General features: G+C 51.2%; 10 protein-coding genes. All 10 read right to left on the bottom strand.

Annotated elements, in window-relative coordinates:
- Nucleotides 1-239 precede the first annotated feature (239 nt).
- The 10 genes from BN587_RS10370 to BN587_RS10325 all read right to left on the bottom strand — a co-directional run bounded on the left by BN587_RS10370 (nucleotide 240) and on the right by BN587_RS10325 (nucleotide 12,286).
- Nucleotides 240-641, bottom strand: coding sequence for a YkvA family protein (locus BN587_RS10370; protein WP_021721069.1), 402 nt, complete (start codon nucleotides 639-641; stop codon nucleotides 240-242).
- Between the two features lie 33 nt (nucleotides 642-674).
- Nucleotides 675-1,166, bottom strand: coding sequence for a YajQ family cyclic di-GMP-binding protein (locus BN587_RS10365; RefSeq protein ID WP_009146299.1), 492 nt, complete (start codon nucleotides 1,164-1,166; stop codon nucleotides 675-677).
- A 99-nt stretch (nucleotides 1,167-1,265) separates the two neighbouring features.
- Nucleotides 1,266-1,652, bottom strand: a complete 387-nt coding sequence (locus tag BN587_RS10360; RefSeq protein WP_021721068.1) for a DUF3783 domain-containing protein — start codon at nucleotides 1,650-1,652, stop codon at nucleotides 1,266-1,268.
- Nucleotides 1,653-1,666: 14 nt separating this feature from the next.
- Complete coding sequence (locus tag BN587_RS10355; RefSeq protein ID WP_021721067.1) at nucleotides 1,667-5,392, bottom strand: PolC-type DNA polymerase III; 3,726 nt, start codon at nucleotides 5,390-5,392, stop codon at nucleotides 1,667-1,669.
- Between the two features lie 193 nt (nucleotides 5,393-5,585).
- Entirely contained in the window at nucleotides 5,586-6,317 is a 732-nt protein-coding gene (locus BN587_RS10350; RefSeq protein ID WP_021721066.1) for an MgtC/SapB family protein, read from the bottom strand.
- A gap of 69 nt (nucleotides 6,318-6,386) precedes the next feature.
- Nucleotides 6,387-8,096, bottom strand: coding sequence for a proline--tRNA ligase (locus BN587_RS10345; protein ID WP_021721065.1), 1,710 nt, complete (start codon nucleotides 8,094-8,096; stop codon nucleotides 6,387-6,389).
- Nucleotides 8,096-9,172: a flavodoxin-dependent (E)-4-hydroxy-3-methylbut-2-enyl-diphosphate synthase gene (gene ispG / locus BN587_RS10340; RefSeq protein ID WP_021721064.1), complete on the bottom strand. Its 1,077-nt coding sequence runs from the start codon at nucleotides 9,170-9,172 to the stop codon at nucleotides 8,096-8,098. The genes BN587_RS10345 and ispG overlap by 1 nt, the downstream gene beginning before the upstream one ends.
- A 13-nt stretch (nucleotides 9,173-9,185) precedes the next feature.
- Nucleotides 9,186-10,202: an RIP metalloprotease RseP gene (gene rseP / locus BN587_RS10335; protein WP_021721063.1), complete on the bottom strand. Its 1,017-nt coding sequence runs from the start codon at nucleotides 10,200-10,202 to the stop codon at nucleotides 9,186-9,188.
- 43 nt (nucleotides 10,203-10,245) lie between these two features.
- Nucleotides 10,246-11,397, bottom strand: a complete 1,152-nt coding sequence (locus BN587_RS10330; RefSeq protein ID WP_021721062.1) for a 1-deoxy-D-xylulose-5-phosphate reductoisomerase — start codon at nucleotides 11,395-11,397, stop codon at nucleotides 10,246-10,248.
- Between the two features lie 10 nt (nucleotides 11,398-11,407).
- Nucleotides 11,408-12,286, bottom strand: a complete 879-nt coding sequence (locus tag BN587_RS10325) for a phosphatidate cytidylyltransferase (RefSeq protein ID WP_021721061.1) — start codon at nucleotides 12,284-12,286, stop codon at nucleotides 11,408-11,410.
- Between the last annotated feature and the right edge of the window lie 267 nt (nucleotides 12,287-12,553).

The raw sequence follows: 12,553 nt of genomic DNA, 5'->3' as shown, positions 1-12,553 counted from the left end.
TTGTGGTGAAGAAGCTAATAACTAATTTTTAGCAGCTGGAGAAATAGCGCGTAATTTTGCACAAAAAAAAGCCTTAGCCGCAGCTAAAGCTTTACTCTTGCTCTATGATTGTTCAATATTTGTTTATACAGCAGTATCCTATGCACACGCAAGCTAAACTGTTGCATTAATCATTGCATCACCGGAAGCTGGCGCAAAAAAAGCGCTGCCTTCCGGCAGCGCTCCTTAGTCCAAAGCACTCAAAGCTTCGCAACAGCATTCCCATCAAAAACCTTCGCCAACAATGCCTTCGCCTCAGCCTTGACCTCATCATCAATATAACCCTGCACCTTTAGCAGTGCAAAAGTAATTGCCACAAGATCATCGCTGTAGCCCAGCACCGGCGTCAAATCCGGCAGAAAATCCAGGGGAGTGATTAAATATCCCAAGGCACCCATAATCAACGCCTTATCCTTCGCAGGAACCTCCGGCTTCTGCAGTACGCACCACAGCTGAGCAACCTTATACAGCAGCTCCAGGCCTATATGAGCACCAAACTTACTGATTTTGTGCAGTAAACTCTCCTCGCTGTAGTTGTAAGCATACTTAAGCAGCTCTTTATCATTGATTTTACTTTTGTCAAAGTCTTTGTGTTCTGTCATTTGCTCCACTCTTTCCTGACCGTGGACGAATGCTTAGCGCATGTTGATGAATTGCAGGTCTACGCCAAAATCGCCAGCCTTCAGCAGCTGGATAACTGCCTGCAGGTCATCCTTCTTCGCACCTGCAACACGTACCTGGTCATCCTGAATCTGAGCAGTTACCTTCAGCTTGGAAGCCTTGATAGCTGCCACGATTTTTTTGCCGTTCTCTTTGGAAATACCCTGTTGGATTTCCAGAGATTGGCGAACAGTACCTTTGGCAGCGGGCTCAATCTTGCCCGGAACCAGGCAACGCAGAGGAATACCGCGTTTAGCCATTTTTTGGCGCAGCATATCTAAAATTGCGCCCAGCTTGTACTCGTCCTCAGCTGCAATTTTTACTTCCTTCTCACCGAGCTCGATGGAAGCATTGCTGCCGCGGAAATCATAACGCTGGTCAATCTCTTTCTTAACCTGATTAACAGCGTTATCCATCTCCTGCATATCAACTTGGGAAACAACGTCAAAGGAACTATCTTTTGCCATTATTATTATCCTCCTAAATGTAGCTAAAGTTTATCATGCCTAATTATATCAAAGAAAGCGCTTTAACGCCAGTAAAACTACCGGCAGCGGCAATTTCGCTTATTTGCCTGCATTTTTACCATGCATATAAGCATGCTCCTGGCTAAGCTCCTGCAAAAGCTGCAGGCCGCTCCAGGTGCAGTTGGTTGGTGTCAGCATCGCCTTCAGCGCCACCTGACGCAGCTTACCCTTTTTAACGGCAGCCAGCAGTCTGTCCAAATCCTGACGGCTGAAGCCGCACATGAGCAGCATTTCCTCCTGCCCTTCGTCACCGCTGTAAGCATCACTGACAGGCGCCACCTCGGACAAGCCTGCCAGATAGCCGACAGGCTGCAGTAGCTCCTCGCGCGTCACAGCATGCAGCTGCGTGCGCAGCATCATACAAATCAGCTTCAGCGCCTGCAAGCGCTCCGGCGTAAAATTATAGGCCAAAATTATTTTTTGCATATAAAACTCCTATCTCAGGCAAACAAATCAATCTGGTTATTTTCCGGCAAATCGCCCAAAACGCCCATGTCTGCCAGCTTTTCGATAACGCTCTTATTGACGCCCGAGCGCAAGCGCAAATCCTCCTGGGAGATAAACGGTCTGTTAATATCCCTGGCAGCCGCAATGCTCTTGGCAGCGTTTTCACCTACACCGCCCAAGGCAGCCAGGGGCGGACGCAGGCCGTTTTCCGTAACCAGAAATTTAATCGGGTCCGACTTGTATAAATCCATCTTATCAAAGCTCAGACCGCGCTCCAGCATCTCATTAACCAGCTCCAGATAAGTAACCGTTGTTTTATCCAGCGGCGAAGCCTTAAAGCCCTGCTGGTAAACATTCTTGATGAAATTCTTCACATAAGCCTTGCCCTTGGAAACATGGGTATAATCAAAATCCTTGGCACGCACCGTAAAATACGCTGCATAAAATTCCTTGGGATAATGCACCTTGCAATAAGCAATACGGTACGCCATCAGAACGTACGCCACCGCATGCGCCTTCGGGAACAGATACTGCACCTTTTCGCAGGACTTGATATACCATTCGGGAATATTTACCGCGCGCATAGCCTCGAGCATTTTCGGCTCCAGACCTTTTTTCGCCGCCTTGCCCTTACGCACGTGCTCCATCGTCTTAAACGCCAGACTGGGCTCCACGCCCTTGGAAATAAGATGCGTCATAACGTCGTCACGCGTGGAGATGGTTTCGGCAACAGGCTTGCCTTCCTTAATCAAATCCTGCGCATTGTTCAGCCATACGTCAGTACCGTGCGAATAACCGGATACACGCACAACCTCACTGAATTTCTTCGGCTGTACGTCGCTGATCATCTGACGTACAAACTTGGTGCCGCATTCCGGGATACCGAAGGTGCCGACGGCACTGTCAATCTGCTCCGGCGTAACGCCGAGGGAAGATGTATCCTGGAAGATACGCATCGTTGCCTCATCGCCCACAGGAATCTTCTTGGGATCAAAGTGGGGATCTACATCCTCCTGCAAATATTTTTCCAGCATCTTCAGAACCATCGGATCATCGTGGCCCAGAATATCCAGCTTAACCAGACGGTCATTGATGCTGTGATAATCGTAGTGAGTAGTAATCGTAGTGCCGTCCTTATCATCGGCAGGACGGTTCATCGGCGTAATATAATGGATATCCATATTACGCGGCACAACCATGATGCCGCCGGGATGCTGGCCCGTAGTGCGCTTGATGCCGGCAAAGCCTTCGACAAGCGCTGCCACATGCGCAGGATGCACATGCAGATTCTTGGCCTCGTAATATTTTCTGATAAAGCCTATCGCCGTTTTGTTGGCGATGGTCGCAATCGTACCGGCGCGGCAAACATTGTCGCGGCCGAAAAGCTCCTCGGTGTACTTGTGCGCCACACTCTGGTCGGACATAGCGGACGGATCATCGGGATCAATACCGCCGGAGAAGTTCAAATCGATATCAGGAACCTTATCACCGTGGAATCCCAGGAAAACCGCGAACGGGATATCATGACCGTCGCGCAGCATTCTGGTTCCGCATTCTGGGCAATCCTTCGGCGGCAGGTCAAAGCCGCTGTCTACCTCATTGTTCATAAAGAATTCGCTGTGACGGCAATGCGGACAGCGGTAATGCGGCTTCAGCGCATTAACCTCGGTAATATCCAGCATCGTAGCAACAAAGGACGAGCCTACGCTGCCACGCGAGCCTACCAAGTAACCGCGGTCGATAGAATGCTTAACCAGCTTATGCGCAATGTAATACAATACAGAGAAGCCGTGGCCGATAATAGCATCCAGCTCCATCTTTAAGCGGTCCTCAACAATCTGCGGCAGCGTTTCGCCGTACCATTCATGCGCCTTGGCATAGGACAAATCACGCACGGCATCTTCCGCACCGGGAATAGAAGGTGAATACAGCTGATCGCGGTCGGGAACAGGCTTAATACGCTCAATCATATCCGCAATCTTATTGGTATTGGTAACAACAACCTCGTAGGCTGCATCCTCGCCCAAATAAGAGAACTCCTCGAGCATCTCCTCCGTAGTGTGCAAGTACAGCGGCGGCTGCAAATCCGCATCCTTGTAGCCTTGACCGGCCTGCAGAATCGCACGCAGCTGCGCATCCTCAGGATTAAGGAAATGCACGTCGCAGGTTGCCACAGTCAGCTTGCCTAAGCGCTTGCCCAGCTCATAGATTTTGCGGTTATGCTCCCGCAAATCTTCCTCCGTGCAGTAATTTTCACGTACTAAAAACTGGTTATTGCCCGTAGGCTGAATCTCCAGATAATCATAAAAGTCGGCGATTTCCTCCAGCTCCTCATCGCTCGCACCTAAGCGCACCGCACGATAAAGCTCGCCTGCCTCGCAGGCCGAGCCCAAAATCAGGCCCTCGCGATGCTCCTCGATAACGGCGCGTGGCAGCAGAGGACGCTTATTCAGATAACGCAAGTGGCTGATAGTAACGAGCTGGTACAGATTACGCAGACCAACCTCATTCTTCGCCAAAATAATAATATGATGGCTACTGATTTTGCTTTTGCCCTTAGTCACAGCATCGGGATTTTCCGTATCAACGGCATCGTCCTTCGTCTTGCGGTCGCTGATAAGATAACCCTCCATGCCGAAAATCAGCTTCAGGTCACTGCCTTCCGCCGCATCAAAGCAGAACGGAAAGGCCTGCACTACGCCATGATCGGTAATCGCCAAAGCCTTGTGGCCCCAACGGATAGCCTGCTTGACCAAGCCCTCCATCGGCGTCAGGCCATCAAGCTTACTCATCTTCGTATGGCAATGCAGCTCAACCCTCTTGACCTCGGCATTATCCATGCGCTCCTCCTTGGCATCGAGCTTCATAATGCCGCGAGGCACCATGCACATCTCGTCAAAGGCAAAGCGGTCGGGGGCAACATCACCCTGCAGACGCAGGCGCATACCGGGCTTCAGCAGATTTTTAAACTCGTTGCATTCCTTGCGCGGGTCGCCGCCGTCACGTTTGTCAAAACGCAGCTTAACGAAAATACCGCCGGTATCATCGCTCACGTTAAAGGTAAGCACAATGGAACCGACGCGCGTTTCCTTATCAATAAAGGTCTGCAGCGCGCCGTCCTTATCCAGGCTTTTGACAAAGGTACCTTCAATAACAACGTTGCGCTCTTCCTCAGTCACGGTATCCAGCTTACGCGGTGTGCCCTTGATTTTTTTGCCCCACAGCTGGCCGTCAGCCTTCTTTTCACCGTATAAGGCAGCCATCGCCTGCAAATAATCCGGATCCTCCTCCGGATTGTTATAGGACGTTTCACATGGAGGCTCCGGCGGCAGAGTTTCGCCGATTTCAATATCCGGCGGCTCGGGAGGTAAAGGAATTTCCTCCGGCAGCGGCTCGCCCGTGCAGTCGGTAATCTCTACCTCTGCCTGCGGCTCGCGTTGCATCACCTGGCATTTGGAGCCATCGCCGTCGCAAATCATATCTACACTTTGCAAAGAAAAAGCGGCTGCAAGCTTCTGCGCCGCCTTCTGCAGCAAGCCGCCGGTAAGATGGGCGGCACAGCTGAAGTGTACCTCCCACTGACAGGCAGACTCGTCTACACAAATCTGATTGATATGCATCAGCTTCAGCTGCATCAGTTCCACCGGGGAAAAGGTCAGCGAAGCCAAAAAACTATAAAATTTTTCTTCATCAGGAATCAGACAATATTTTTTATTCACATTAAATCCTTTCCTAATAATGACGTGAGAAGTTGTTGGAGGAATTGGATAACAACGCAGATGGCGTGCTATCTTCCTCTTTTTTTCTGAGATACGCTAGAGTGCGTCAGATGCCAGGGCGGATGCCGACGGCGTACTTTTAGTACGTCGAGGCGACGCAACAACGCAGATGGCGTACTATCGCTTATCTCGCTTATCGCATGTTTTCGACACCAACCACACCCTCAATCCCCTGCAACCCCTTGACAATATCTCCGCCATCGGGCGCAGTTTTGCCAAGCTTCAGAAAGACCTCCAGCACCAGACGGTTCTTTTCCTTATCACGCTTAACGTTCAACGATTTCACCTGCACACCATTGAGTGACAGAAACCCTGTAACATCGGTAATAGCACCCGACCTGTTGGTAGTAATAATGCGGACAAACTGGCGGTCGCTGCGGCTGTTGACTGCAAAACGCTTTTCCCAGGTATGGAAGGTAACTAGAGTTATCATAGTGATAATGGTTGCCACGCTGCTGAGGAAGTACATACCGCTGCCGGCAGCAAGACCGATTGCGGAAACCATCCACAGGCTGGCAGCAGTTGTCAGACCGCGGATAGTTAAACCCTCGTGCAGAATGGTGCCTGCGCCGAGAAAGCCTATGCCGCTGACAACCTGGGCTGCAATACGCGCCGAGTCACGGCGTTGGCCGATATCCTCCTCCAGCTTGGCAGTCTGAGGATAAACATCATCAAAGCCGTAAAGCGAAACAAGCATAAACAGCGCCGAGCCCACGCACACAAGAATATGTGTACGGAAACCGGCAGGACGGTCGCCACTGCCTCTTTCTATACCGACAATACCACCGAGAATTGCAGCAACAACCAGCCTGATAACCATAACAACCTCTTTGTTATGCAAAAAAGAAGTATTAATCAAATCCATGCCAGTATCACCTCACAGCTTCCGTTCCCTCTGCCTGCGCCGGGCGCAGACACGGGAACTGAGTTATTTTTACAGCTTTTGCAGCATCTCCTTGATAGCAGCGATATAGTCACTATCCAACGGCAGCATGCTTACTTCGCCGGTCTTACGAACTTTTACTTCCAGCTCGCCGGTCTGCAGAGTCTTAGGACCTACAACTACGCGCAGCGGATAGCCGATTAAATCTGCGTCCTTGAATTTTACGCCCGGACGCTCCTTGCGGTCGTCGATAACAACCTCAACGCCTGCCTTGTGCAGCTCGTTATAGATTTCCTCAGCCTTAGCGAAGGATGCTTCATCCTTTACGTTTACAGGTACAACAAGCACTTCATACGGAGCGATAGCAACAGGCCAGATCATACCGTCGACATCATGGCTCTGTTCAACGCAGGCAGCCATAGTACGGCCTACGCCGATACCGTAGCAGCCCATTACCATCGGCTGCTCTTTGCCGTTTTCATCCAGATAGGTGCATTTCATAGCTGCACTGTATTTGGTGTGCAGCTTGAATACCTGACCTGCTTCAATGCCGCGAGCCTTAGCAATCGGAGCGCCGCAGTGCGGGCAGGGATCGCCTTCAGCCATCAGACGGATATCGGCAACGTAGGTCGGAGTGAAGTCACGTCCCGGGTTAGCGTTGATGTAGTGGAAGCCTTCATGGTTAGCACCACAGCAAACATTGTGCATATTCATAACGGTTGCATCGCAAACGATAATAACCTTTTCGGGGTCAAGGCCTACAGGTCCCATGTAACCGCCAACAGTGCCGGCTTTAGCCAGCAGCTCTGCCTCTGCCATTTCCAGCTCAACTGCGCCTACGGTGTTTTGTACTTTGGTTTCGTTAACCTCGTGGTCACCGCGAACGAAGCACAGTACCAGGCCTTTTTCGCATTGGTAAGCAACAGCCTTTACGGATTTTTCAATCGGAGCGTTAAGGAAAGCGCAAACATCGGCAATAGTCTTGCAGTTCGGAGTTTCAACCTCGCTCAGCTCCTGCATTTCTTCTGCCGGAGCTTCCAGCGGGTACAGCTCTGCCTTTTCGATATCGGCAGCGTAATCGCATTTGGTGCAGTAGGTAATTTCTGCTTCACCGCTGTCTGCCAGCACCATGAACTCATGGCTGCCGGTACCGCCAATAGCACCGCTGTCTGCTTCTACCGGACGGAAGTTCAGACCGCAGCGGGTAAAGATTTTGTCATAAGCATCATACATCGCCTTATAGGAAACGTCCAGACCTGCTTCATCACGGTCGAAGGAATAGCCATCCTTCATGATGAAGTCACGGCTGCGCATCAGGCCGAAGCGCGGACGGCGTTCGTCACGGAATTTGTCCTGAATCTGATACAGGTTCAGCGGCAGCTGACGGTAGGAACGTACATCGTTCTTAACCAGGGTAGTAACCATTTCCTCGTGGGTAGGACCAAGGCAGTATTCATGGCCGTGACGGTCCTTCAAGCGTACCATTTCTGCGCCGTAAGCGTCCCAACGGCCGCTTTCCTTCCAGATTTCTGCCGGCTGCATAATCGGCATCATGATTTCCTGGCAGCCTGCATGGTCCATCTCTTCACGGATAATATTTTCGATTTTTTTAATAACACGCCAAGCCAGCGGCAGATAGGTGTACATGCCATTGGTGGATTTACGCATAAAACCGGCACGCAGCAGCAGCTGATGGCTCGGGATTTCAGCCTCGGACGGAACCTCACGCAGAGTGGGTGCATACATTTTAGAAACTTTCATTAACGGGATACCTTCCTCTCAAGTAAAATTTTATCTATTTCAGCAAACAGCTCGCTTACAAGCTGATCTTCGGGAACCTTACGCAGGATTTCACCCTTGCGGAAAACAAGTCCCTCGCCGATGCCGCCGGCAATGCCGACGTCAGCCTCACGTGCTTCACCGGGTCCGTTGACCACACAGCCCATAACGGCAACTGTAATGGGTTCTTCAATGCCTGCCAGACGGCGTTCAACCTCCAGTGCCAGCTTTTCCAGGCTGATGCGGGTACGTCCGCAGGTAGGACAGCTGATTAACGTCGGTCCGTGCTCACGCAGACCAAGGGATTTCAGGATGTCATAGGCCACACGCACCTCGTTCACCGGGTCACCGGTCAGAGAAACGCGGATAGTATCGCCGATGCCTTCGGCAAGCAGCGTGCCGATGCCTACTGCGGATTTGATAATACCGCTGTTGACGGTGCCTGCCTCCGTGATGCCGACATGCAGCGGATAATCACACTGCGCTGCCATCAGACGATAAGCCTCCAGTGTCAGCGGCACATCATGCGCTTTGAGTGAAATCTTAATGTTACGGTAATCCATCGCTTCGAGAATGCGGACGTGGCGCCAAGCCGCCTCCACAAGAGCCTCCGCGGTGGGATGGCCGTATTTTTCCAGCAAATCCTTCGGCAGAGAGCCGGCGTTAACACCGATGCGGATAGGAATATTGCGTTCCTTCGCTGCTTCCACCACAGCGCGCACCTTCTCCTCACCGCCGATATTGCCGGGGTTTAAGCGCAGGCCGTCAACGCCTGCTTCAATCGCTGTCAAAGCCAGCTTATAATCAAAATGAATATCGGCAATGACAGGAATCGGACTTTCCTTACAAATTGTTTTCAGGCCCTCCGCCGCTGCCATATCAGGCACGGCACAGCGGATAATATCGCAGCCTGCATCTGCCAGACGCTGAATCTGCTCCAAGGTTGCAGCAGCATCGTCTGTATGTGTGTTAGTCATAGACTGAACGGCAATCGGAGCATCGCCGCCCACAGCCACGCTGCCTACGTGCAGCTGGCGGGTTTTTCTACGTTCTATCACTTTCGTTCACCTCTTAACGTGTTATATCCTTAAAGGTGGAAAATACTGTCAGCGCTAAAATCAGCGCAATACCAACCATCTGGATGTTAGTCATAGCCTTGCTGCCGAGCGGTTTGCCGCGCAGGCCTTCCAAAAGCAGCAGTACAAAGTGTCCGCCATCAAGTGCCGGCAGCGGCAGCAGGTTGATAACGCCCAGGTTGATGCTCAAAAAGGCAACAAAGGTAATCAACGGCAGCATGCCCTTTTCCGCCACCTGACCGGCCATCTGCGCCACACCGATAGGACCGGCCACCTCAGCCGGAGCCTTACCGGAAACAATCTTGTACAGACCATTCAGCATGGAAACGATAATATTTTTGGTATAGACGCAGCCCTCTTTAATCGAGCCAAAAAAGCCAAGACTTACCTTGTTGAACTTGGGGCTGATGCCGATTAAAGGACGGCCGGCCTCCTTGTCATACACCGGAGTCATAGTGTAGCTTTTTACAGCTCCCTTACTTTCTGCAGTCAGCGTTACCGGATTAGTTCCGCTCGCACGCAAATTGGTAATAACCTCAGTCCAGGTAGCGACAGGCTTATTGTTAATCGTCAGAATGCGGTCGCCGTTACGCAGGCCTGCTCTTTCCGCAGCCATGCCGTCTACAACAGTGCCCAAGATTGGCTCATTCACCAGCTCCTGTCTGCCCTCCAGCATAAAAATACCGCTGAAAAGAATAATAGGCAACAGGAAATTCATCAGCGCACCTGCCAGAATAACCAGCATTCTGGACGGTATCGGCTTAGATTTAAAGGTTCCTGGTTCAGGCGGATCATCGGGATCCATACCTGCGATTTTATTATAGCCACCCAACGGAATAGCCCGCAGGCTGTACAGAGTATCGCCGTCCTTTTGCTGATACAGCTTAGGACCGAAGCCAATGGCAAATTCATCAACACGCATACCTGTGAGCTTCGCCGTAATAAAATGACCGAATTCATGTACCGTAACCAGCACACCAAAAACAAAAACAGCGGCTAATATTGTTAGCATTTTACCTCCTTACGATAGTCGGCAAGCTTTGCCGGCCTTCAGTCTATAATTTAGCAATAACCCCTTTGGCAGCAGCACGCGCCCAGGCATCCGTTGCTTCAATATCCTCCAGCTGCGGACGCAGAACATTGTTGTGCTGCGCTGTAACCGTAGCAGTGATATACGGGATATCCAGATATTTAATTTTGCCTGCCAAAAAGGCATATACAGCCTCCTCGTTGGCAGCATTGAAGGCACAGGGCAGAGTGCCACCGGCCTTACCGCAGTCAATAGCAATCTTCAAGGAAGGAAATGCTTCTAAATCAGGTGCTTCAAAGGTAAGATTACCCACAGCAACAAGATCAAGCTGTTCAAAGCTGTAATTATAGCGTTCCGGCCAGCTCAAAGCGAACTGTATCGGCAAACGCATATCAGGCACACCCAGCTGCGCAATCACACTGCCGTCGCAGAATTCTACCAGACTGTGTACAATGCTCTGCGGATGTACAACAACCGCAATTTTATCATAGGGCATATCAAACAGCCAATGTGCCTCCATAACCTCCAGGCCCTTATTGGCCAATGTAGAGGAATCAAGCGTTACCTTCTGCCCCATACTCCAGTTTGGGTGATTGAGGCATTGCGCCAGCGTTACATTTTCCAGCTCACTGCGTTTTTTACCGCGGAAGGGACCGCCGCTCGCCGTAATAATCAGGCGCTTGACTTCCTTTTCCGTACCGCCGCGCAGAGATTGGAAAATAGCGCTGTGCTCACTGTCCACAGGAGTCAGGCTTACACCGTGCTTACGCACAGCCTCCATAACAATGCTGCCGGCAGCAACAAGTGTTTCCTTATTGGCCAGCGCAATGTTCTTGCCGCAGGCAATAGCAGCCAACGTCGGACGCAGGCCGGCATAGCCTACCATGGAACCAAGCACCGTATCCGCTCCCTCGTAGGTAGCAGCAGCCAGAAGGCCTTCCTCCCCGGCTAAGATTTCCGTTTTGCCGTGATAGCGGTCAGCCAAGCGCTTAGCAGCGTCCTTATCCGTCAAAACGGCAATATCAGGCTCAAACTGCTTAATCTGCTGCTCCAAAAGCTCATCGCTTTTATGCGCAGCCAACGCGCGTACCTTCAGCTTTTCAGGATTGGCAGCAGCAACCTCCAAGGTCTGACGACCGATAGAGCCTGTACTGCCCAAAATAGAAATATTCTTCATTTGCTATCCTCTATTCTTGAAACATAGATAAAGCGCTGATAATCATCAGCAGATAATACACAACCGGTGCCGTAAACAGCAGGCTGTCGAAACGGTCCAGCACACCGCCGTGACCTGGGAAAATCTTACCGGAATCCTTGATATCAAAGCTGCGTTTGACAATGGATTCGATCAAATCGCCGACCGGAGCAAAAATTGCCACCGCCAGCGCCACTGCCACAGCATGCCACAGGGCAATGCCCAAGCAGATAATGCACAGAAACAGTACAGTCACAAAGCAGCCGACAAAGCCGCAGACAGCGCCCTCAAAGGATTTCTTCGGGCTGACGCTGCAGAACGGAGTCTTGCCGAAGGCACGGCCGAAGAAATATGCAAAAGTATCGCTGGCCCAGGTGCCCAAAAGCACAATCCACAGGCAGATTTCGCCGTACTCAAATACACGGAAGCCCAAATCGATATGCGGACCGCCGTCAAAGGTGCGCAACAGAATAATGTGCGCAAACAAAAGACCGCAGTACAGCATGCCCCAGGCAGTAAGCGCACTGTTTTCTGCCCAATGCCGCTCGCCTCTGTTGCAATGCAGCCACAGGCCCTCAATCGTGCTGAAAATGAAGAACAGCGCTGTGAGCATCAAAATGAATGCCAGCGTATAAACGCCCTCCAGCTCAAAATAATAGCCTGCACCGGCAACCAGCACCATCAGCAGTGCGCCCACGCCGCCGGTCAGCGTGTAGGCATGATAGCCCTTGTTCTCTACCATCTTGTGGTATTCGTACCAGGCCACAGCAGCCAAAACCGCAACAGCAGCATTAAAAAGCATGCCACCCTTAGTGATAATGCCGACTGCCGCAATAATACCGATTACACCGGTAATAATACGTGTTAACATAGTTAAAATACATCCTTCTTTGAATTATAAAATTGATTGGAGCCCTGACGAAGTATATGGCGTCTTACCTATTTTTCTCCTTCTCTAGGCAGCCGGGAAGATGCCGGAGACGAGGAAGGTCGACAACGCCGTACATATTAGTACCGCCAGGACCTTGACGAAGTATACGGTGTCTTACCTATTTTTCTCCTTCTCTAGGTAGCCGGGAAGATGCCGGAGACGAGGAAGGGCGACGACGCCGTACATACTCGTACTGCTAGGAGCCCT

The sequence above is a fragment of the Phascolarctobacterium succinatutens CAG:287 genome (assembly GCF_000434895.1).
GTDB classification, from domain to species: domain Bacteria; phylum Bacillota; class Negativicutes; order Acidaminococcales; family Acidaminococcaceae; genus Phascolarctobacterium_A; species Phascolarctobacterium_A succinatutens_A.
The sequence above is the reverse complement of the archived record's forward strand: the minus strand, read 5'-3'. Positions and strand labels throughout refer to the sequence as shown.

Bases quoted from the DNA above. Each gene is read 5' to 3' on its own strand.
- BN587_RS10370 (WP_021721069.1), bottom strand. From the start codon at position 641: ATGACAGAACACAAAGACTTTGACAAAAGTAAAATCAATGATAAAGAG.
- BN587_RS10365 (WP_009146299.1), bottom strand. From the start codon at position 1,166: ATGGCAAAAGATAGTTCCTTTGACGTTGTTTCCCAAGTTGATATGCAG.
- BN587_RS10360 (WP_021721068.1), bottom strand. From the start codon at position 1,652: ATGCAAAAAATAATTTTGGCCTATAATTTTACGCCGGAGCGCTTGCAG.
- BN587_RS10350 (WP_021721066.1), bottom strand. From the start codon at position 6,317: ATGGATTTGATTAATACTTCTTTTTTGCATAACAAAGAGGTTGTTATG.
- BN587_RS10345 (WP_021721065.1), bottom strand. From the start codon at position 8,096: ATGAAAGTTTCTAAAATGTATGCACCCACTCTGCGTGAGGTTCCGTCC.
- rseP (WP_021721063.1), bottom strand. From the start codon at position 10,202: ATGCTAACAATATTAGCCGCTGTTTTTGTTTTTGGTGTGCTGGTTACG.
- BN587_RS10330 (WP_021721062.1), bottom strand. From the start codon at position 11,397: ATGAAGAATATTTCTATTTTGGGCAGTACAGGCTCTATCGGTCGTCAG.
- BN587_RS10325 (WP_021721061.1), bottom strand. From the start codon at position 12,286: ATGTTAACACGTATTATTACCGGTGTAATCGGTATTATTGCGGCAGTC.